16 protein-coding genes are annotated in these 18490 nt (G+C 64.0%); 10 read left to right on the top strand and 6 right to left on the bottom strand.

Annotation, left to right across the window (positions count from 1 at the left end; translation table 11 throughout):
* Positions 1–9: 9 nt before the first annotated feature.
* The 6 genes from INT29_RS10825 to INT29_RS10805 form a co-directional block, all read right to left on the bottom strand.
* Positions 10–1191 (bottom strand): integrase core domain-containing protein, encoded by a 1182-nt coding sequence (locus INT29_RS10825; protein WP_193071626.1) that lies wholly within the window; start codon positions 1189–1191, stop codon positions 10–12.
* Positions 1192–1446: 255 nt separating this feature from the next.
* Positions 1447–1563, bottom strand: coding sequence for a biotin/lipoyl-containing protein (locus tag INT29_RS20135; protein WP_319020881.1), 117 nt, complete (start codon positions 1561–1563; stop codon positions 1447–1449).
* Positions 1539–1685: a hypothetical protein gene (locus INT29_RS20130; RefSeq protein WP_226831238.1), complete on the bottom strand. Its 147-nt coding sequence runs from the start codon at positions 1683–1685 to the stop codon at positions 1539–1541. Before INT29_RS20130 ends, INT29_RS20135 begins: the two co-directional genes overlap by 25 nt.
* A complete protein-coding gene (locus INT29_RS10815; protein WP_193071625.1) occupies positions 1682–2440 on the bottom strand; it encodes an alpha-ketoacid dehydrogenase subunit beta in 759 nt (252 codons plus the stop codon). Before INT29_RS10815 ends, INT29_RS20130 begins: the two co-directional genes overlap by 4 nt.
* 67 nt (positions 2441–2507) lie before the next feature.
* Positions 2508–2915 carry a thiamine pyrophosphate-dependent enzyme gene (locus INT29_RS10810; RefSeq protein ID WP_264298408.1) on the bottom strand — a complete coding sequence of 136 codons (408 nt, stop codon included), beginning with the start codon at positions 2913–2915 and terminating at the stop codon, positions 2508–2510.
* A 20-nt stretch (positions 2916–2935) separates the two neighbouring features.
* Positions 2936–3721 (bottom strand): IclR family transcriptional regulator, encoded by a 786-nt coding sequence (locus tag INT29_RS10805; RefSeq protein WP_319020880.1) that lies wholly within the window; start codon positions 3719–3721, stop codon positions 2936–2938.
* 272 nt (positions 3722–3993) lie between these two features.
* Here INT29_RS10805 and INT29_RS10800 point away from each other — a divergent pair, with 272 nt between their 5' ends.
* The 10 genes from INT29_RS10800 (at position 3994) to INT29_RS10755 (ending at position 18433) form a co-directional block, all read left to right on the top strand.
* Entirely contained in the window at positions 3994–5475 is a 1482-nt protein-coding gene (locus INT29_RS10800) for an NCS2 family permease (protein WP_101570903.1), read from the top strand.
* Between the two features lie 228 nt (positions 5476–5703).
* Complete coding sequence (locus INT29_RS10795; RefSeq protein WP_193071624.1) at positions 5704–7188, top strand: xanthine dehydrogenase small subunit; 1485 nt, start codon at positions 5704–5706, stop codon at positions 7186–7188.
* Positions 7185–9620: a xanthine dehydrogenase molybdopterin binding subunit gene (gene xdhB, locus INT29_RS10790; RefSeq protein ID WP_193071623.1), complete on the top strand. Its 2436-nt coding sequence runs from the start codon at positions 7185–7187 to the stop codon at positions 9618–9620. The genes INT29_RS10795 and xdhB overlap by 4 nt, the downstream gene beginning before the upstream one ends.
* On the top strand, positions 9617–10426 hold the full coding sequence (gene xdhC, locus INT29_RS10785; protein WP_193071622.1) for a xanthine dehydrogenase accessory protein XdhC: 810 nt from the start codon (positions 9617–9619) through the stop codon (positions 10424–10426). The genes xdhB and xdhC overlap by 4 nt, the downstream gene beginning before the upstream one ends.
* A 40-nt stretch (positions 10427–10466) precedes the next feature.
* Positions 10467–11753 (top strand): guanine deaminase, encoded by a 1287-nt coding sequence (gene guaD, locus INT29_RS10780; protein WP_101570894.1) that lies wholly within the window; start codon positions 10467–10469, stop codon positions 11751–11753.
* Positions 11754–11948: 195 nt separating this feature from the next.
* Positions 11949–12761: a hydroxypyruvate isomerase family protein gene (locus INT29_RS10775; RefSeq protein WP_193071621.1), complete on the top strand. Its 813-nt coding sequence runs from the start codon at positions 11949–11951 to the stop codon at positions 12759–12761.
* 46 nt (positions 12762–12807) lie between these two features.
* The gene (locus INT29_RS10770; RefSeq protein WP_193071620.1) at positions 12808–13695 is read left to right on the top strand and encodes a 2-hydroxy-3-oxopropionate reductase; all 888 of its coding nucleotides are present in this window, start codon (positions 12808–12810) and stop codon (positions 13693–13695) included.
* A 136-nt stretch (positions 13696–13831) separates the two neighbouring features.
* Positions 13832–15637 (top strand): glyoxylate carboligase, encoded by a 1806-nt coding sequence (gcl, locus tag INT29_RS10765; protein WP_193071619.1) that lies wholly within the window; start codon positions 13832–13834, stop codon positions 15635–15637.
* 237 nt (positions 15638–15874) lie between these two features.
* Positions 15875–17254: an allantoinase AllB gene (gene allB, locus INT29_RS10760; protein ID WP_101570886.1), complete on the top strand. Its 1380-nt coding sequence runs from the start codon at positions 15875–15877 to the stop codon at positions 17252–17254.
* Between the two features lie 189 nt (positions 17255–17443).
* Positions 17444–18433: a hypothetical protein gene (locus INT29_RS10755; RefSeq protein ID WP_193071618.1), complete on the top strand. Its 990-nt coding sequence runs from the start codon at positions 17444–17446 to the stop codon at positions 18431–18433.
* The last annotated feature ends 57 nt before the right edge of the window (positions 18434–18490 follow it).

Genomic DNA, 18490 nt, shown 5'->3' with positions numbered 1-18490 from the left:
GGTCATGTCTCACGTCATCGTTCCTTTCGATGGCTGGTAGTTCTTCTCGATATCGATCGTGTGTTGCGCGATGATTGCTCCTGCGCCTCGGTCGATGACCATCGTTTCCCGGTCATGGACGAGTAAGAGAACTCGCTTTTGCGCATATGCTCTCCCGATGCCCAGATGTCGGAGTCTGCCGGCAAAGCGCAGGCTGATCTTTCCGTAGGCATCGACTCGGTCGTAACGGATGCGCCAGACTCGGTTGCCGACCTCGATCACCGGCTGTGCCTTCGGTGTGGCGTTATAGGCGGTGTCGGGCGTGCGCCTGCCAATAGCCCGATGGGGCCGCTGTGTGTTGTAGACGTGGGCGAATCTGACCAGCTGCTCGTTGAGTGCCTCGACCGATTCGACGTCCCCGTCGGCTCTGAGCCACCGTTTGAGCGTCTGGTGATAGCGCTCGATCTTGCCCTGCGTGGTCGGTTTGTTGGGGCCACCGTTCTTCTGCGTGATGGCCAGGTCGGACAGGAGTTGCTCGAAGGCGTTGGGTTGGTCGCGTGTGCCGTCGTTGCCGCGAGAAAATCGGGCTGTGTAGACCATGCCGTTATCGGTCAGGGTAGATGTTGGTGGCCCGTAGGCATCCATGGTCTGGCTGAAGGTGTCGATGACGATAGGTCCGGTCACGGGGGTGTGGGCGGTGGCGTGGAGGAGTTTGCGGGAGTGGTCATCGAGCCAGGAGATGATCTCGGTGTCGGTGCCATCGGCGAGGGGCCAGTGGGTGAAGTCGGATTGCCAGGTCTCGTTTGGGGTTGCGGCTTCGAATCGGTGCCAGGACGAGCGTGGTCGTTTCTGGGGTTGGTCGGTGATCGTGTTGTTGCGGCGCAGGATTCGCCAGATCGTAGCGGTGCTGGGTCGGGTCTGTGCTGGGAGTCGGTCCCAGATTGATTCGGGTCCGGCATCGAGGCCGTCGGCGTTCAGGGAGTCGCGCAGTGTCAGGATCGTGGAGGTGGTGGCCTGATCGGTGGCGTTGGGGTTGGTGTGGGGGCGTTTCGATTGTGGGTCGACGGCGTCGAGGCCTCCGGTGCGGTACCGGGTCAGGAGGGTCCGGATCCAGCGGGTGGAGACGTTGAAGCGTTGGGCTGCTTGGGTCTGGGTGAGTCCGCCTTCGGTGATGGCGAGGATGATCGAGCGGTTCTTGTTTGAATCGTTCATAGAGGAACGATGTCGCGAGACACCAGCGGAAGTATGTCGTGACACACCAGGGGATTGATGTCGTGAGACAGAGACCGGAACTATGTCGGGAGACATAGCGGAACGATGTCGTGCAACCAGACACCACCGCCACCGCGTTTTGCCTGAGCCGTGACATCGTTGGAAGACGATGTCACGGCTCAGGCTTTTCTGTGCTCGGATGCACCTGGAAATGGCTGGAGCCAGCTCAGGGCATCGTGCCGGATCGTTGTTCGCTCAGGTCGAGGCGATCGTCGCGATCACCGACCCTTGGGTTGTCGCTCCACCTTCGGCAACCACATGGCTCAACGTTCCAGATTCGGGTGCGGTCACCTCGGCGTCCACCTTGTCCACAGCCACCTCAGCGATGAGATCCCTATTGACACCTTGCTGCCGTCCTCGGCGAACCACGTGGAGACGACGCCCTCCGTGTCCGGACTGTTCTCCGACAGCGTGGGGAAGACGATCTCAGTCATCGGTTCACCTGCTTGAGGATCGCCTCTTTGATCCCTGCAGGAGTCGGCAAGGCTGCATACTCCAAGGGGCGAGCGTAGGGGATCGGGATATCGGGGTTGGCGACGCGCTCGATCGGTGTCTTGAGCATGCTGGGGTCGTGTTCTGTGATCCTTGCCGCGATCTCCCCTGACAGGCCGATTGACCGGCGGTTCTTCGCCATCCACGGCAGTCCCTGAACTCCCTTGTGGAACATGAAGACGATGGGATTGTCGTCCCGGATCGCCGTTGTCATCAGTCCCGCAGCATCGGCTGGATTGCTCGGAACGACGATCATCATGCCCGGCAGATGTGCGAATATTCCCCACAGACATTGGGAGTGCTGCGCCCCATCGGAATAGCCCCCGCCGACTGTGGTCGTGAGCACGAGCGGAACCGTGACATTGCCGCCGGACTCATAGTCGATCTTGGCCATGTGATTGTAGATCTGGTCCATGCACACGCCGAAGAAGTCGACGAACATGAGCTCGACGATCGGCCGCATGCCCTCCGTCGCAGCTCCGATGAATCCGGTCTCCGAGATCGGGGTGTCGATGACGCGCTCTGGGCCGAATCGCTCGAACAGGCCTGTGATCGAGGAGAAGATGCCGCCGTAGTCGCCGACGTCCTCGCCCATGACGAACACATTCTCATCGCGGTCCATCTCCGTGGCAATTGCTTCAACCGTGGCCTTAGCGGTGTTGAGGCGACGGGTCGATGGCTGTGCTGTCGTTGTCATTGCTGTCCTCCTGGTATTGGGGTGGCAGTTGTTGGCTGCCGGAAGTCGTCGATGACGCCGCTTCCTTTCAGCTGAGCTTCGTAGGTGGGGATCGGGTCGAGGCCGGGCACTCCTTCAAGTTCGGGCGGTATCCCTGAGCATCGCCTTCGAAATGTCCCCACAGGCGAAGCGTATGGACTTCGATCAGGTTGGGTCCGCCGCCGTTGGAGGTCACCGAGGTGGATGTGGCGCGCGCAACCGAGATTCCCCAATCGTTGTCTTCGAAGACGAAGATGACCGGCACCTTCCACAGCGCAGCCAGATTGAGGGACTCGTGGAACACGCCCTGGTTGGCGGCACCTTCCCCCGCCACGGCGACGGCGATGTTGTCGAGGCCCTTGCGCGAGAACGAGAGCGCCTGGCCCACGGCCACGGGCAGGCCCTCGCCCACGATTCCAGAACAGGAGAACTTCACAGCCGGATCGAAGAGGTGCATATGCCCGCCGCATCCATCGCTCAGGCCGTCGAAGCGTCCATGATTCTGCTCAGTCGCCGTGTCGCCCGTTGCAATGTGAGGGCCTGGTCATGTGTATCCGGCCTATGTGATGGCAGGGGGACCGCAATTGCCCCGACCGTCTCACCTGCGCTGATCGTCGTCGCCAGGCAAGAGGTCCCAAGCAGATATTCCTCGGAGTCGGACCAGACCGTGGGGGTTGTATTCAGACTCCTCTCGAGGGCTCCGCGGTTCGTGACCGTGCTCGGGATGAGGTCGAAAAGATCATGACGGTCGATGTAGACGGCCCGCTGGTCTTGGGTGAGGCCGGCGAGGATTGCCTTCCCGAATGCTGTTGCATGTCCCGATTCGTGAACGCCCGCCCAGAGGACGACCGCGGGTGCGGTGGGGCCATCGGCGATATCGACGAGTCGGATCTCTCTGTGATCGTAGATCGAGAGGTATGTGGCACCGCCGAGTTCGTCGCGCAGGGAGCGCAGCACGGGTCGGATCCGTGGGAGTCTCTGCTGCGGGGACGAACGCTGTTGCTGTGAGGCGGCTGGCCCGAGCAGGTATCCGTCTTCGTTTTTGCTCAGATAGCCTTCGAAGACGAGGGTGCGCAGGAGGTGGTATGCCGTGGGCAGGGGCAGGCCGACGACGCGCGGCAGCTCTCTGGACAGATCCGATGAGTGTCGGCTCAGACATACGGGTCCTCCTCGGGAATCGGCATCGGTGCCGCTCTCGAATGTGGCATCGATCCTAGACCGTTCGGCAGTGGATACCCACCCTTTCGCGGCAACGGCCCGCACCCCGATGGCAGCGCCAGGCGCGAGATTTGCGATGATTGTGTGTGGTCGAATCGGGTGAATCGGCGGCGGTCGGTCCTCGTAGCCAGATTGTGATCGTTGACACATTATGCAAAACAGACTTAACTGGTCAGTCGGAACGGAAGTGTCTTTCCATGATGCGAAAAAAAGTTTCTGTCGTGGAAGCAGCGCCCGTTTCTCTGCGCATGTTCAAGGCGCATGGTCGCCAACGATGATGTTGACGGCTGATCAAATCGAACAACTTGAGGTGATCCATGAAAAAGGTTGACAACGACCAACGGCGGGACACAGAGTCCGCCGCCGAGAGCAGCGGGAGTCCCGGCCTGCTCGACAGATTCTTCGAAATCACATCACGTGGTTCCTCGATCAAGCAAGAGATCCGCGGAGGCATCGTCGCCTTCGTCGCGATGGCCTACATCGTCGTCCTCAACCCCCTCATCCTGGGCGGTTCCGAGGATGTCGCGGGCGGGTCGCTCGACTTCGCCCAACTGACCGCTGTCACCGGCCTCGTCGCCGGTGTCATCACGATCCTCTTCGGAGTCGTCGCGAGGCTGCCCTTCGCGCTCGCCGCGGGCCTTGGCATGAACAGCTTCCTGGCCGTATCCGTGGTTCAGGAAGTGACCTGGGTCGAAGCCATGGGGCTCGTCGTCATCAACGGTGTGATCATCGTCGTCCTCGGAGCCACCGGCATCCGAACCGCGATCTTCAACGCCGTGCCCCACGCACTGAAGGTCGCGATCACGGTCGGCATCGGCCTGTTCATTGCGTTCATCGGCTTCGTCAACTCCGGCTTCGTCACCCGCACTCCGGCCGGACCTCCCGTCCAGCTGGGACAGGACGGATCGATCGCTTCGCTGCCGACGTTGGTGTTCGTGGTCGCACTGTTCCTCATCGGCATCCTCGTCGCTCGCAACGTTCCCGGTGGAATCCTCATCGGCATCGTCGTGGCCACGATCCTTGCGATGGTCATCCAGGCGATCGCAAAGCTGGGCACCGTGGGAGATCCGGTCAGTCCGGACCCGAAGGGCTGGAACCTTGCAGCACCTGAGATTCCCAGCCAGATCGTCGCATTGCCGGACTTCTCCCTCATCGGAGCCTTCGACCTGTTCGGAGCCTTCGAGCGCATCGGCGTCCTCGCAGCCACAATGCTCGTCTTCACTCTGGTGTTCACGAACTTCTTCGACGCCATGGGCACAATGACCGGGCTCGCGCGCAGCGCCGGTCTGCAGACGAAGGATGGAATGTTCCCCCGCATCCGCGGAGCATTCATCGTCGAGGGCCTCGGCGCAGTCGCCGGTGGTGGAGCCTCCGCCTCGTCGAACACCGTGTTCGTCGACGCAGCAGCAGGCATTGCCGAAGGTGCACGAACCGGACTTGCCGCCTGCATCACCGGTGTGCTGTTCCTGCTGTCGATGTTCTTCGCACCGCTCATCGGAGTCATCCCGATGGAAGCCGGCGCCGCCGCGCTCGTCGTCGTCGGTGCCATGATGGTCACTCAGATCCGCGAGATCGACATGAGCGACTTCCGCACCTCACTGCCGGTGTTCCTGACCATGGTCACGATGCCGCTGACCTACTCGATCGCCAACGGAATCGGCGTCGGGTTCATCTCCTGGGCCGTCATCCACGCGATGAGCAAGCGCGGCAAAGACGTCCACTGGCTCCTCTGGCTCGTGTCCGCAGGATTCGTGCTGTACTTCGTTCGCGGACCGATTTCGGCTATGTTGGGTGGATGAGTGAAATGATGGGACATCTTGCTTGGGGAAAGGGCCAGATCGCGCACGGCGACTGAAGCCCGTCAGTCGCTGCACTGACGGGTCACCCGGTCAATCGGGCCACACCGTCATCTCGACACCACGTTCTTCGCTGCTGTTCGCATGGATAACCAGAAGTTTCGAAGAATGAAGCAAATGTTCTAACCATGCACTGTGCGCCGCAGAGACGAGGCGCAGGAGGTAAGTGCGATGTCTGCCCCGGCAACTCAACGTTCCACCGCCCAGGTTTCAGTGAACTCAGCCGTTCATGAGATTGAGGGCCCCCCACACACAAATGCTTTGGACTTCCTTCGCGGAGTCGGCCTCACCGCAGCAAAAGAAGGCTGCGCCGAAGGCGAATGCGGAGCCTGCGCGATCATGGTCGCCCGCCCCGACGCCGATGGGACCACCCGATGGACCTCGGTCAACTCGTGCCTGCTGCCCGCCGCAGCACTCGATGGCCAAGAGGTCATCACAGCCGAAGGGCTCGTCGACGGTGAATCCGTCCACCCCGTCCAAGAAGAGATGGCCGTGCGCGGCGGATCCCAATGCGGATACTGCACCCCCGGCTTCATCTGCTCCATGGCCGCCGAATATTACCGGCCCGAACGTGCCGACGACGCCTCGGCTGCCTCAGCCGCAGCGGACGAGGACCACCACTGCGGTCCCAACGGCTTCGACATCCACTCCTTGTCCGGCAACCTCTGCCGCTGCACTGGCTATCGCCCCATCCGCGACGCCGCCTACGCACTGGGCCAGCCCGAACCCGGCGACTCGATTGCCGCGCGCACCCAGAAGTCGGCGCCCACCTCGGCGAGCACCGATATTCACCGCACGGATACTGCCACCGGTGAAGCCGGACGCTACCGTCGCCCGTCCACCCTCGCCGAGGCGCTGGATATCTTGGCTGCCGAACCCGAGGTTCTCGTCGTCGCCGGCGCCACCGACTGGGGCGTCGAGGTCAACATCAAGGGGGCACGCGCCAAATCGATGCTCGCCATCGACCGCCTGGCCGAACTGCGCGGCATCACCCGCACCGACGAATACATCGAACTCGGAGCCGCCCACACCCTGAGCGAACTCGAACGCGAACTCGCCGGCTCGATCCCGCTGCTGGGCAAACTGATTCCGCAGTTCGCCTCCCGACTCATCCGCAATGCCGCCACCATCGGCGGCAACCTCGGCACCGGCTCACCCATCGGTGATACCCCGCCGGCGCTCCTGGCCTTGGACGCACAGCTCGTGCTCACCTCGGCGACCGGGTCACGGGTCGTGGAACTCGCCGAGTACTTCACCGGCTACCGGCAGACCGTGCGGGGTGCCGGGGAACTCATCTCTGCGATCCGCATCCCGCTGCCGCTGGCCCCCATGACCTCGTTCCAGAAGATCGCAAAGCGCCGCTTCGACGACATCTCCTCGGTCGCCATCGGCTACTCCGTGACCGTTGCAGACGGGATCGTGACCAAGGCTCGGATCGGTCTGGGCGGAGTCGCGGCCACCCCGCTGCGCGCCAGGGCCACCGAGGCGCTGCTTGAAGGCGCACCCTGGACGCTGGACACCGTCCACGGCGCAGCCGAAACACTGGCAGCAGAAGGCACCCCGATGGACGATCACCGGGCGAGTGCGAAATATCGGACCGCGATGCTGCGGTCCTCGTTGGAACGCTTCTATGCAGAACAGGAGGCAGGACGATGAGCCACCTCTCACAGCGCCCCACCGACCCCATCGTCGGTGAGAGCCACCATCACGAAAGCGCCTTCGGCCACGTCACCGGAGCTGCCCTCTACACTGATGACCTCGTCGGACGCCTCGCCGGCGTCCTCCACGCCTACCCGGTGCAGTCCACTCAGGCCCACGCGAAACTGAACAGGGTCGACATCGACGGTGCCTATGCGGTGCCCGGAGTCGTTCGCGTCATCACCGCTGCAGACATCCCCGGCGTCAACGACCAGGGCGTCAAGCACGACGAACCGATGCTGCCCGTCGACGAAGTGATGTTCTACGGCCAGCCCGTCGCCTGGGTCCTCGGCAACGACCTCGAAGCTGCGAAGGCCGGAGCCGCGGCTGTGGTCGTCGACTACGACACCCTGCCCTCGCTCGTCACCGTACGTGAGGCGATCGAGGCGGGCAGCTTCCACGGCATCCAGCCCGTCATCGACAAGGGTGACGCCACGGGAGCCTTCGCCGATGCCGCCCACGTGTTCGAAGGCGAATTCGAGTTCGCCGGTCAGGAGCACTTTTACCTCGAGACCCAGGCCTCACTGGCTCAGGTCGACGAGAGCGGACAGATCTTCGTCCAGTGCTCGACACAGCATCCCACCGAAACGCAGGACATCGTCTCCCATGTCCTCGGGGTTCCCGCCCACGAGGTGACCGTGCAGTGCCTGCGCATGGGCGGAGGTTTCGGCGGCAAGGAGATGCAGCCCCACGGTTACGCCGCACTCGCGGCTCTCGGCGCGAAGCTCACCGGTCGTCCGGTGCGCCTGCGACTCAACCGCACGCTCGACATCACGATGACCGGCAAACGTCACGGCTTTCACTCGTCCTGGAAGATCGGCTTCACCGAGGAAGGCAAGATCCTTGCCTTGGATGCGACGCTGACCGCCGACGGCGGGTGGAGCCTCGACCTGTCCGAGCCCGTGCTCACCAGGGCCATGTGCCACATCGACAACGCCTACTGGGTGCCCAATATCCGCGTGGCCGGTCGCATCGCGAAGTGCAACAAGACTTCGCAGACCGCGTTCCGCGGGTTCGGCGGGCCGCAGGGCATGCTGGTGATGGAGGACATCCTCGGCCGGGTCGCCCCGAAGCTGGGTCTGTCGGCTCGAGAGCTGCGTCGCCGCAACTTCTACCAAGCCGGCCAGGACACCCCGTACTACCAGCCCGTGCGTCACCCAGAGAGGCTGGAGGCCACCTGGGACCAGGTCGTCACTACCGCCGAGGTGGAGGCTCGGGAAGCCGAGATCGAGCAGTTCAATGCCCGCAACGATCACGTCAAACGCGCGATCGCGCTGACCCCTGTGAAGTTCGGGATCTCGTTCAACCTCACCGCCTTCAACCAGGGCGGGGCCCTCGTGCTGGTGTACAAGGACGGTTCTGTCCTCGTCACCCACGGCGGCACCGAAATGGGACAGGGCCTGCACATGAAGATGCTGCAGGTCGCGGCCACCACTCTCGGTGTGCCTCTGTCCACGGTGCGGCTCGCGCCCACGCGCACGGACAAGGTCCCCAACACCTCGGCGACGGCGGCGAGCTCCGGCACCGACCTCAACGGCGGTGCGGTCAAGGACGCCTGCGAGCAGATCCGGGATCGTCTGACCCAGGTGGCAGCCGGGATCCTCGGGGCACCCGCCCACGAGGTGAGCGTAAGCCGCGGCATCGTCAGCGCACTGTCCTCGAAGAAGACAGTGACCTGGGAAGAGCTCATCAACGCCGCCTACTTCCAGCGGATCCAGCTCTCGGCCTCCGGGTTCTACCGGACCGAGGGATTGCACTGGGACCTGTCGATCATGACCGGCGAACCCTTCAAATACTTCGCCTACGGGGCTGCCGCGTCCGAGGTCGAGGTCAACCGCTTCGACGGCTCCTACACGCTGCGTCGCGTCGACATCGTCCATGACGTCGGCGACTCGCTCTCACCCCTGATCGACCTCGGCCAGATCGAGGGCGGCTTCGTCCAGGGCGCCGGCTGGCTGACACTGGAAGACCTGCGCTGGGATGAATCAGACAAACCCAGCCGAGGTCGCCTAGCCACCCAGGCCGCAAGCACGTACAAGATCCCCAGCTTCTCCGAAGCCCCCGAGATCTTCAACGTTGCGGTGCTGGACAAGGCGCACGAAGAGGGCGCCGTCTACGGTTCGAAGGCCGTGGGCGAACCTCCGCTCATGCTTGCCTTCTCCGTCCGCGAAGCCCTGCGAGACGCTGTGGCCGCGTTCGGCGCTGAGTCCGAGCCGGGCGGTGTGGGGCCGTCGGTTGAGCTGGCTTCACCGGCGACTCCCGAAGCCGTGTTCTGGGCCATCGAATCGGTGCGCTCACCTGCCACGAGCGGTGCGGCTGCCACTGGCGCTGCGGCTGCGTCCGGCGATGCTGCGCGGGAGAATCCGGAAGGCATCAGTGTCCCATCATGACTTGGATGGACACAACGGCCGAGCTTCGGAAGGCTCGAGTGCCGGCCGTCCTCGTCACTCTTGCTTCGGTTCGCGGGCACGCCCCGCGTGAAGCCGGAGCGAAGCTGATCGCCACCGCCGATGACCTGTATGGGACCATCGGCGGCGGCAATCTGGAGATGACGGCCGTCACCCGTGCCCGCGAGATCCTCGCCGCCGCAGCAGACTCGGCGTCGGGGGAGCACCGCGCCGAACCCGAGATGCTCACTCTGCGACTCAACGACAAAGCACCCGCCAAATACGGGCGCCAATGCTGCGGCGGGGAGGTCAGCGTTCTGCTCGAACCGCTGCCCGTGCCCGCCTCGGTGGCGATCTTCGGCATCGGCAACATCGGGCTCGAGCTGACCCGGATCCTGGCCCGCCACGACATCGATGTCCACGTCAGCGATTCTCGCCCGGAGCACCTAGGGGAGCTCGACCGGTTGGAGCCGCCCGTGGCTGCGATTCATCGCGAGTTCGCCGTTGTCGGCGAAGAGGTGCTCGTCGGGCTGCCTGCCGGTACGCACGTTCTCATCATGACCCACGACCACGCCGAGGATCTCCACCTCTGCGATGCGGCACTGACCCGCGGCGACCTCGGCTCCATCGGGCTCATCGGCTCGAGCGCCAAATGGCAGCGGTTCCGGAAGAACCTCATCGCCGAGGGCCACACACCCGAGTCCGTCGACACCATCGACTGCCCCATCGGACTGCCCGATCTGCCTGGCAAACAGCCGGCGACGATCGCACTCAGCGTCGCCGCCGATCTGCTTGGCCGCATGGGCTGACTTTCACCAGACCACACTTCATTCTTCAAGGAGCACCACCATGTTCATCTATCGTGCCCGTGTCTTCGACACACCGAGCGACCCCTTTGCCGGCGGCGCCCTGCGCTCGGACTCAGACGTCGCCATCGTCGTCGATGACGGACAGATCATCGCCCGCACCGACTTCGCCGCAGCTGCGGCCAAACATTCCGACGCCGAGGTGGTCGACCTCCGTGCCGGTGTCCTCATTCCCGGCCTCATCGACACCCACGTCCACTACCCGCAGGTCCGCGCCATCGGCTACCTCGGCATGCCCCTGCTCGACTGGCTCGACCACTGCGCCCTGCCCGAGGAGACGAAGCTCGGTGACGAGGCCTATGCCTCGGCCGTGGCCGGTGATTTCCTCACCGGGCTGACCTCGGCGGGGACCACCTCGGCGATGGTCTTCGGTTCGCATTTCGCCAGCGCCATGGACACCTTCTTCTCCCAGGCCGCCGAGGTGGGTCTGCGGATCACATCGGGCCTGGTCACCAGCGACCGGATCCTCCCGGAACCGCTGCTGACGAGCGTGGAGAAATCCGTGTCGGAGAGCCAGGGCCTCATCGACCGCTGGCATGGCCAAGGCCGCCTGCGATACGCGGTCACGCCGCGCTTCTCCTTTTCCGCCGGACAGGAGCTGCTGGCCGCCGGAGGGCAGCTGGTGGCTGACAACCCGGGCATCTGGGTGACCTCTCACCTGAACGAGAACCGCGACGAGGTCGCCGGTGTCGCCGAGATGTTCCCCGAAGCCCTGGACTACCTCGACACCTACGACCGGGCGGGACTGCTGAACCGACGGACGATCCTGGCCCACAATGTGCACCCGAGTGATCGCGAACTGGCCCGCATGGCAGAGGTCGGGGCCGCCTCGGCGCACTGTCCGACCTCGAATTCGAACCTGGCCAGCGGCTTCTTCCCGCTGCGCAGACACATCGAAACCGGAGTCCGCGTTGCGCTCGGCTCCGACGTGGGCGCGGGAACGGGCTTCTCCCTGCTCAAGGAGGGCGTGCAGGCCTACTTCATGCAGCAGCTCGACCCCTCCGGCGGGCTGCCGCTGACCTCTGCGCACCTGCTGCACCTGGCCACCGCGGCCGGAGCACAGGCCCTCGAGCTGTCGGATGAGGTGGGCGATCTGTCCGTGGGCAAGCGCTTCGACGCCGCCTATATCGCGCCAGCAGAAGGTCAGCCCCTGGCCGTGGGACTTGAGCACGCAAGCAGCGACGAGGACGCCCTGGCGAAGATCTTCGCCATGGGAACCCCAGCCGACATCGCCCGTGTGTGGGTCGATGGAGAGCCCGTCAAGGGCTGACCTTTCACTTCTCAGCCACCCTCCGGGTGCTGGGCAACCCCGCTAAAGGTTGCTCAGCGCCCGGAGGGTTCTTTTCGTCGCGGGGTTGACGATCCACTAGCCGCCTGCTTATGCTTGATTTCATCAAACGGAAACACAATTCCACAATACGGAAAACAGAGAATCCGTACTCGCAGCGACGCGAAGGAGAACCCCATGACGAACTTCGATTTCACCAATGCCGACAGCTACATCCTCAACTGCTCCACCCTGCTCACCGAGCTGCCCGTGATGGAGCGTGCCCAGGCGGCGAAGGACGCCGGGTTCAACCAGGTCGAATTCTGGTGGCCCTTCGACGGCAACCCGACCCCCACCTCGGCGGAGGTCGATGAGTTCATCGCCTCACTCGACAACGCAGGCGTCGAACTCAAGGGTCTGAACTTCTGGGCCGGGAACATGGCCGGAGGTGATCGCGGCATGGTCTCTATCAAGGGCGCCGAGGCGGACTTCGCAGCCAACGTCGACATTGTCGTCGAGATCGGACGCCGCACCGGCTGCCGCGCCTTCAACGCCCTCTACGGCCTGCGCACCGAAGGCCAGACGCCTGAGGAGCAGGACGAGGTCGCCATCGAGAACCTCAAACTCGCCGCCGACGCCGTCGCCGCCATCGAGGGCACCGTGCTCGTCGAGCCCGTCTCAGGGGCAGAGGATTATCCGCTCAAGCGCGCATCCGACGCCGCCGACGTGGTTCAGAGGGTCCGGGCCCAGGGTGTGGTCAACGTCGCCGTCCTCGCCGACTTCTTCCACATGTCGATCAACGGCGATGACGTGGCCGCTGTCATCGAGGCCGACGCCGCGAAGTTCGGGCACATCCAGATCGCCGATGCCGCCGGCCGCGGAGCACCAGGAACGGGCGAACTGCCGCTGCAGGACTGGATCAACCGCTCCTACGAACTCGGCTACACCGGCCAGGTCGCCCTCGAATACAAGCAGGACCGGACCACCGCATTTCAGTGGCTCGCGAACTGAACCTGCCCTCACCAACTTTCATCGACATCGTAGATAGGACACGAACATGAGCAAGACAATCGCATTCATCGGACTCGGAATCATGGGCCTGCCGATGGCCAAGAATCTCGTCAGCGCCGGCTTCACCGTCCGCGGCTACAACCGCTCACCTGAGAAGGCCGCGGAACTCGCGAAGGCAGGCGGGCAGGCCGCAGGCACCATTGCCGAGGCGGTCGACGGTGCCGATGTCATCATCACCATGGTTCCCGATTCCCCAGACGTCGAAGACGTGCTGACCGGTGAGGAAGGCATCCTCGCCCATGCCAAGTCCGGCGCCTACTGGATCGATAACTCGACCATCCGCCCCGACGTTGCGAAGAACCTCTCCGCCCAGGCCGCAGAGAAGGGCCTCAAGCCCCTCGACGCGCCGGTCTCCGGCGGCGAAGCGGGAGCGGTCAACGGTGCCCTGTCGATCATGGTCGGCGGCGAACAGGCCGACTTCGATGCCGTCTCCGATGTCTTCGACGCCGTCGGCAAGACCATCGTGCTCGTCGGCCCCTCGGGCTCGGGGCAGACCGTGAAGGCCGCGAACCAGCTCATCGTCGCCGGCAACATCGAACTCCTGGCCGAGGCCGTCGTCTTCCTCGAAGCCTACGGAGTCGAGACCACCTCGGCGCTGCAGGTCCTCGGCGGCGGATTGGCCGGATCGAAGGTCCTTGATCAGAAGGGCAAGAAGATGCTCGACCGCTCCTTCGAGCCCGGCTTCCGGCTGGCGCTGCACCACAAGGACATGGGCATCGTCACCGCCGCCGCCCGCGAGGCCGGAGTCGCGATCCCCCTCGGATCCGCCGTCGCCCAGCTCGTCGCCTCGACCGTCCAGCAGGGCAACGGCGGACTCGACCACTCGGGGCTCTTCACCGTCGTCGAGCAGCTCTCCGGTAAGAACCAGGACTGAAGCGCCACCTCGGCGGCTTCATTCCACCACGAACCGGGCCGGCGACAGCGTCGTCGCCGGCTCATCCAACTCGGCCCATTGCGGGCCACCGAACCCGGTCCGCTCGAACGTGGGCCGCTGAAGCGAAGGAAGAACAATGACACGTATGCGCGCAGTTGACGCGGTGGTGCTCATCCTCGAAAAGGAAGGCGCCACGGAGGCATTCGGCCTGCCGGGCGCGGCCATCAACCCGCTGTACTCAGCGATGAAGGCCCACGGCGGAATTCGCCACACCCTGGCTCGCCACGTCGAAGGGGCCTCCCATATGGCCGACGGGTACACGCGGGCAGCGGCAGGGAACATCGGCATCTGCCTGGGCACCTCGGGGCCTGCCGGTACAGACATGATCACCGGCCTCTACGCCGCGGCAGCGGACTCACAGCCCATCCTGTGTATCACCGGACAGGCACCCGTCGCGGTCCTCGACAAAGAGGACTTCCAGGCCGTAGACATCGCCTCCATCGCGAAGCCCGTGACCAAGATGGCCAAGACCGTGCTCGAAGCGGGACAGGTGCCCGGCGTCTTCCAGTCGGCCTTCCAGCTCATGCGCTCGGCCCGGCCCGGCCCGGTCCTCATCGACCTGCCGATCGACGTCCAGCAGACCGAGATCGACTTCGACATCGACACCTACGAACCCTTGGTGCCCTCGAAGCCAGCGGCCACCTCGGCTCAGGCGGAGAAGGTCCTCGACCTCATCGCAGCGGCCAAGCACCCGCTCATCATCGCCGGCGGCGGAATCCTCAACGCCGATGCCGCGGACAAGCTCGTCGAATTCGCCGAGGCGACCTCGATCCCGGTCTCACCGACGCTGATGGGATGGGGCACGATCCCGGACAACCACCCGCTGCAGGCGGGCATGGTCGGCATCCAGACACACGTGCGCTACGGCAACGCCTCATTCCTGGAATCCGATCTGGTCATTGGCATCGGCAACCGCTGGGCCAACCGTCACACCGGTGACCTCGGCGTCTACCGTGAGGGACGCAAATTCGTCCACATCGATATCGAACCCACACAGATCGGACGCGTCTTCTCACCCGACTACGGCGTCGTCTCCGACGCAGGGGCCGCGCTCGACGCACTGCTGGCTGCCGCTCACGGGCGGGCCGAGGGCACGGGCGCTGGCGCGCTGCCGGACTTCACCGGCTGGGCCGGCGAATGCACGGAGCGCAAGTCCACCGAGCACCGCAAGACCAACTACACGGATATGCCGATCAAGCCCCAGCGGGTCTATCAGGAGATGAACGCTGCGTTCGATGAGGACGTGACCTATGTGTCGACGATCGGGCTGAGCCAGATCGCCGGTGCACAGATGCTCCACGTCTACAAGCCTCGCCACTGGATCAACGCAGGTCAGGCCGGCCCCTTGGGCTGGACAGGACCCGCTGCGCTGGGTGTGGCGAAGGCCAAACCGGAGGAGACGGTCGTCGCCCTGTCCGGTGACTACGACTTCCAGTTCATGATCGAGGAGCTGGCCGTCGGCGCACAGCACAAGATCCCGTACCTGCACGTCGTCGTCAACAACTCCTACCTGGGCCTGATTCGGCAGTCACAGCGCGGTTTCGACATGGACTTCGAGGTGTCGTTGGCCTTCGACAACATCAACTCCTCAGGTGAAGCCGCCAGCTACGGCGTCGACCATGTGGCCGTGGCGCAGGGGCTGGGGTGCAAGGCGCTGCGCGTCGAGGATCCCGAGCTCATCGGCGAGGGTCTGCGGGTGGCGAAGGAACTCATGGACGAACACCAGGTCCCCGTGGTCGTCGAGGTCATCCTCGAACGCGTCACGAACATCTCCATGGGTGCGGCGCTGGACAGCATCAATGAGTTCGACGTCCTCGCTCAGACCCCGGCCGATGCCCCCACGGCGCTGACGCCGATGAGCGAGCTGGCCGCTGCGAAGTAGGGGATCGGCGGTCAGCAGGCTGTGCCAGCCTGCTTCGACGTCGGCCACGTCACAATTGGTATACCATGGCCCCGAGGGTGTCGGATGCACGAGTCCGAGCCCTCGGGGACTTGTATGACATGCTCGGCGCAGCTGCCGAGGACAACTGCCCGGCTGGCACTGCCGGGTGAAATGGCTCGGCCGTCCTGGCTGGGTGAACCACCTCGGCCGTCTCGGCTGAGTGAATGAGGAGAGTGTATGAACGTCGACGACGCCGGAACACAGGCTACCGACCAGGCCTTCGATCTGGTCATCCGAGCACAGCGGGCGGTTCTGCCCGAGGGCCAGAGCGCTGCTGAAGTCGGAGTGCGCGAGGGCAGGATTATCGAGATCGCCACCGGGGGCACGGTGCTGAGCGGGACCACCTCGGCGAATGCGAAGGTCGTCGAACTCGGCGACGACCAGGTGCTGCTGCCTGGCCTCGTCGATTCCCACGTGCACGTCAACGACCCGGGCCGCAGCGAATGGGAGGGCTTCGCCAGCGCCACCCGGGCAGCGGCAGCCGGAGGAGTGACGACGATCGTGGACATGCCGCTGAACTCCCTGCCACCGACCGTCAATGTCGAATCCTTGGACATCAAGCGCGAGGTCGCAGGGCCCAAGGCCTTCATCGACGTCGGCTTCTGGGGCGGAGCGATCCCCGGCAACACCAGTGACCTCAAGCCTCTCTTCGATGCCGGCGTCTACGGCTTCAAGTGTTTCCTCGAGGACTCGGGCGTCGATGAGTTCCCGCCGCTGAAGCCCGAGGAGCTGCGCGCCGATCTGGCGGAGCTCGCGAAATACGACGGTCTGCTCATCGTCCACGCCGAGGATCATTCGGTCATGGCCGAGGCGCCGAAGAACTCCGGCCGCAAGTTCAGCGACTTCCTCGCCTCCCGTCCGCGTGAGGCCGAGAACGTCGCGATCGCTCGCGTCATCGAAGCGGCGAGGGAGACCGGCGCCCGCGCCCACATTCTGCACCTGTCCTCGGCCGACGCGCTGCCGCAGATTGCCAAGGCCAAGGCCGAGGGCGTGAAGCTCACGGTCGAGACCTGCCCCCACTACCTCGTGTTCACTTCAGAGGAGATCCCCGACGGCGCAACTACACATAAGTGCTGCCCGCCGATTCGCGAGGAATCCAACCGTGAGGCTCTGTGGCAGGGGCTCGTCGACGGCACGATCGACTGCATAGTCTCCGATCATTCGCCCTCGACTGCCGAGCTGAAGCTCCTCGACACCGGTGACTTCGGTGCGGCCTGGGGTGGAATCTCCTCCCTGCAGCTGGGTCTCTCGCTGGTGTGGACCGAGGCCGCCAGGCGCGGGATCGACCTCGCCGAGGTGGTGGCCTGGATGTCCTCGGCACCCGCCGCGGTCGCCGGAGTACAGGACAAGGGTGCGATCGCCCTCGGCAACGACGCAGACTTCGCGGTCTTCGCCCCCGAAGAAGAGTGGACCGTTCATGCCACGGAGCTCTACCACCGGAACCAGATCAGCGCCTACGACACGCGTGCCGTCCGCGGTGCGGTCAAGCAGACCATCCTCCGCGGCGCCCCGGTCAACTTCGACGAGCCTCAGGGCCGCCTGCTGCGCGCCCGCTGACCCTCAGGTCGCCTAAACCTCCCTGACGTCACTAATTGCGCCCGGCGCCGCGCGTAGTTAGTGACGTCAGGGAGGTTTAGTGTGTGCGCCGGAACTTCGATTACGTAATCCACAGGGTTATCCACAATATTGCTCATAGTGTGGCGTTTGACGCGATTTGTTGTCATTATCTGCTGTATGTACTCTATTATGACTACGGCGCGATTGTTGCGTTCAGGCTTCAGCAAGCGAGAACTGGCGCGCGCCGAACGTTGTTGTCTCCGGCGGATTGCTCGCGGGCGATACGCCGTCGAGCGTATATGTGACAACCCTGCGCATCAGTGCGTCTGGGCTGCCGTGGATGAGGGGCACGCTGAAGAGTTCGAGTTGTTCAATGACCGCCGGGATGCCGAACAGAATCTCAAGGCGCTCATCCGTGCGCGAGCGGAGAAAGTGAATGAGCAGGAGTCAGTCAGGCCCTCGGTCCGAGGGCGGGAAGTCTTCTCACATCTGTCTGCCGCTCTGATTCATGGTCTGCCGACAGTAACTCTGCCGGATCGCAGGGTTGAGGTCATCAGGCCGGGCGCTTCACGTAAACATCGCCACCTTCGAGTGCGCAACACCACTTTGCCCCACAGTGGCTGGGTAACGGTGGGGATCTACCGTGTGACCACGCTTGAACGAACTCTCGTTGATGTTGCTTTGACCTATGATCTCGCCACCGCGGTGTCGATGATCGATCATGCTCTACATCTGGAGTGGACGTCGGTGGAGGCTATCCAAGAAGTTCTGGTTGAGTGCGACGGTGCCCGTGCACAGCGGCGAGCGAGGTGTGCGCTGGGCCTTGCGGATGCCCTTCGCGAATCTCCCGCAGAATCGGTGGCCGCGGCACGATTCTTCGAACACGGTATTCGCGGTTTCGTGCCCCAGGTCGAGTTCAGGGACAGGTTCGGGCGCGTATTCGCCCGGGTCGACTTCTGTCACCAACCATCGAAAGTCGTAGTTGAAGTAGACGGCTTGGCGAAGTATTCCATGGGCCCAGGAACTCCACGACAGGCGCTTGAGAACGAGAAGAGCCGCGACGCCCAGCTTTCGGCTCTTGGCTACAGGGTGATTCACCTGACGTGGAAACAGCTTTTCCTCGCAGGGCCATTCGAAGACGTCAAACGGGTGATTTCTGAGCGCGTCATTGCACGGTAAACCTCCCTGACGTCACTAAATGCCCCCGGCGCCGGGGGCATTTAGTGACGTCAGGGA

Source organism: Brevibacterium sp. FME37 (assembly GCF_014897485.1).
GTDB lineage: Bacteria > Actinomycetota > Actinomycetes > Actinomycetales > Brevibacteriaceae > Brevibacterium.
This window is presented reverse-complemented; position numbering and strand designations above follow the sequence as displayed.

What these genes read in the sequence shown, in the direction of transcription:
- INT29_RS10825 (WP_193071626.1), bottom strand. Translation starts at nt 1,191, where the DNA reads ATGAACGATTCAAACAAGAACCGCTCGATCATCCTCGCCATCACCGAA.
- INT29_RS20130 (WP_226831238.1), bottom strand. Translation starts at nt 1,685, where the DNA reads ATGACTGAGATCGTCTTCCCCACGCTGTCGGAGAACAGTCCGGACACG.
- INT29_RS10815 (WP_193071625.1), bottom strand. Translation starts at nt 2,440, where the DNA reads ATGACAACGACAGCACAGCCATCGACCCGTCGCCTCAACACCGCTAAG.
- INT29_RS10810 (WP_264298408.1), bottom strand. Translation starts at nt 2,915, where the DNA reads ATGCACCTCTTCGATCCGGCTGTGAAGTTCTCCTGTTCTGGAATCGTG.
- INT29_RS10800 (WP_101570903.1), top strand. Translation starts at nt 3,994, where the DNA reads ATGAAAAAGGTTGACAACGACCAACGGCGGGACACAGAGTCCGCCGCC.
- INT29_RS10795 (WP_193071624.1), top strand. Translation starts at nt 5,704, where the DNA reads ATGTCTGCCCCGGCAACTCAACGTTCCACCGCCCAGGTTTCAGTGAAC.
- xdhB (WP_193071623.1), top strand. Translation starts at nt 7,185, where the DNA reads ATGAGCCACCTCTCACAGCGCCCCACCGACCCCATCGTCGGTGAGAGC.
- xdhC (WP_193071622.1), top strand. Translation starts at nt 9,617, where the DNA reads ATGACTTGGATGGACACAACGGCCGAGCTTCGGAAGGCTCGAGTGCCG.
- guaD (WP_101570894.1), top strand. Translation starts at nt 10,467, where the DNA reads ATGTTCATCTATCGTGCCCGTGTCTTCGACACACCGAGCGACCCCTTT.
- INT29_RS10775 (WP_193071621.1), top strand. Translation starts at nt 11,949, where the DNA reads ATGACGAACTTCGATTTCACCAATGCCGACAGCTACATCCTCAACTGC.
- INT29_RS10770 (WP_193071620.1), top strand. Translation starts at nt 12,808, where the DNA reads ATGAGCAAGACAATCGCATTCATCGGACTCGGAATCATGGGCCTGCCG.
- gcl (WP_193071619.1), top strand. Translation starts at nt 13,832, where the DNA reads ATGACACGTATGCGCGCAGTTGACGCGGTGGTGCTCATCCTCGAAAAG.
- allB (WP_101570886.1), top strand. Translation starts at nt 15,875, where the DNA reads ATGAACGTCGACGACGCCGGAACACAGGCTACCGACCAGGCCTTCGAT.
- INT29_RS10755 (WP_193071618.1), top strand. Translation starts at nt 17,444, where the DNA reads ATGACTACGGCGCGATTGTTGCGTTCAGGCTTCAGCAAGCGAGAACTG.